This is a genomic window from Mycobacterium sp. TH-M82 (genome assembly GCF_057473605.1).
On the sequence record NZ_JBYCKY010000171.1, the window covers coordinates 1 to 2,298 of the forward strand.

Sequence of the window (2,298 nt, forward strand, 5' to 3'; positions counted from 1 at the left end):
ACGGCCAGTCCGGGGCCGCGTCACGCCCGATGCGGTTGACGTGCTCCAACTGGATGCGGGTCTGGCCCCGGTAGACGCCGTTGATGGTGAACCGGACGGCGGCCACCCGCCCAGGCGCGATGACGCCCTTGGCGGTGTTGCGTTCGTTCGGGGTGACCCAGGCGTCCCAGGTCGTGGTGATCTCGTCGAGCGTGATGCCGGCCGCGTGCGCGATCATCGGGACGGTGGCGCCCCACGCGAAGATCAACACGTCACGGTTGCCCAGTATGGGCTTAAAGTCGGGCTCCCGGCCGATGCCCATCTCGTTTTCGTAGTCGCCGGTGTAGTTGGTGTAGTCGAGCAACTCCGACGCGCGCACCAGCCGTACCTGCGAGCAGACACCCATCAACGTCATGGGGAACAGGTCGTTGGCGAATCCGGGATCGATGCCGGTGGTGAAGCACGACGACCCGCCCAGCCGGCACGCTTGCGTGATCGCCTCAATCCAGTTAGGCGGGTTCAACCACATCTGCGGCCAGACCCACGGCGTCATCGCGGTCGAGCACACGTCGATGCCGGCGCGAAGGAAGCGGGTCATCAGCGTGACGTTGGCGTCGGCGTGGGCGGCGGTCGGGCCGTAGTGAACCAGCGCGTCGGGCCGCAGTGCGATCAGCGCGTCGACGTCGTCGGTGGCGGTGATACCAATCACTTCGGGCAGCCCGCAGATGTCACCCACGTCGCGGCCCACCTTGGCCGGACTGCTGACGCCGACACCGACCAGTTCGAACAACGGGTGTTTGACGATCTCGGCGATCACCAGCTTGCCGACGAACCCGCTACCCCAGACCACCACCCGCTTCGACACGGGTAAACCCTATGTCGTTGCGGGCCGCCGGTGCGCTGGTGGTCGCCCAGCAACCCGAAAGGGGCAAAGCCGCGGCCGTCCTGGCGGCCCGGGTGTCAAAGTATGGCAGAATCTACCCGCATGAACGCACGCCAGATCATTCGTTTCTCCGGTATCGCGGTGTTGATGGGTTGGGCGCTGCAGAACACCTGCGTCCCGGCCGCTTCCGCCCAACCGTGCCCTGACGTGGAGACGATATTTGCCCGGGGTACCGGTGAGGATCCCGGTGTCGGCCCGACCGGGCAGGCATTCGTCGACGCACTGCGCTCCAAGATGGGTGGGAAATCACTTGGGGTGTACGCGGTCAACTACCCGGCCACCGACGATTGGTCCACTGGTCTGGACGGCATCAAAGACGCGGCGGCTCGTATTCAGTCCGAGGTGGCCTCTTGCCCCAAGACCAGAATGGTGCTCGGCGGCTACTCCCAGGGTGCAGCCGTGATGGGTTTTTCCACCGCAAATGCCATACCGGACGGGGTCGACGGTGCCGAGGTACCGCAGCCCATGCCGCCCGAGACGGCTGACCATGTTGCCGCGGTGGTCCTGTTCGGAACACCGAACGCCCGGGCGATGAGCTTCCTCGGCGAGCCGCCGGTCACCATCGGCCCGCTCTACGCGGGCAAGACCATCGCGCTGTGCGCACCCGAAGACGCGGTGTGTTCCGAAGGATTGAACTTTTCCGCACACAACCCCGAGACCTACGACGGGCTCATTGACGAGGGAGCAGCCTATGCGGCAAGTCGGCTGTAGGCAGGCTTTTCCGCAGCGGACGTCGTCGCCGGCGGTGTCGGGCACCGGCAGCCGGGCATCCGGCATAACCCGTACAATTTGCGGCGCCGGCCGCTCCCGTCGGGATTAACGCGTCAGGGTGAACTGGTGAACGCTGGTGTATCCATCACGGAACAGCCGGACGCAACCGTTGAGGTATTTGTCGTAGCGGTCGTATACCTCTTGTGACTGAACCGCGAGTGCTTTGTCCCTGTTGGCCTTCAGCGCTGCCGCCCAATCCTGCAGCGTTCGCACGTAGTGCGGCCCGATCTCCTGTATCCGGGCGACGTGGAAGCGGGCATGAGTGGCGTGATCCTCGACCATCCGCACGGACGGCAGCCGGCCACCGGGGAAGATCTCGGTCATGATGAACTTCGCGAATCGCGCCAGTTCGAACGTCAGCGGGATGTCCTGACCTTTGGCGTGCGCCATGTTGATCGCGGTGATGGTGTGCAGCAGCATCACTCCGTCCCGCCGAAGCGTGTTGTAGGCCATCTCGAAGAAGTCCGCGTAGCGGTCGTGGCCGAAGTGCTCGAAGGCGCCGATCGACACGATCCGGTCCACCTGCTCGTCGAACTCCTCCCAGCCCTGCAGCCGCACCTCGACGTTGCGGGTGGTTGGGACTTTGGCCAGTTTCGCCAGAGCGT

3 protein-coding genes are annotated in these 2,298 nt (G+C 65.0%); 1 reads left to right on the forward strand and 2 read right to left on the reverse strand.

Going from position 1 to position 2,298, the window contains the following annotated elements:
* Nucleotides 1-844 (reverse strand): NAD(P)H-dependent amine dehydrogenase family protein (locus tag AC2VON_RS05135; protein WP_486951964.1); only part of this gene is annotated, 844 nt, incomplete at its 3' end.
* 120 nt (nt 845-964) lie between these two features.
* On the opposite strand from AC2VON_RS05135, the gene AC2VON_RS05140 reads away from it, so the two are divergent.
* The gene (locus tag AC2VON_RS05140) at nt 965-1,633 is read left to right on the forward strand and encodes a cutinase family protein (protein ID WP_486951965.1); all 669 of its coding nucleotides are present in this window, start codon (nt 965-967) and stop codon (nt 1,631-1,633) included.
* 105 nt (nt 1,634-1,738) lie between these two features.
* Here the strand turns inward: AC2VON_RS05140 and AC2VON_RS05145 are convergent.
* Nucleotides 1,739-2,298 (reverse strand): class I SAM-dependent methyltransferase (locus AC2VON_RS05145; protein ID WP_486951966.1); only part of this gene is annotated, 560 nt, incomplete at its 5' end.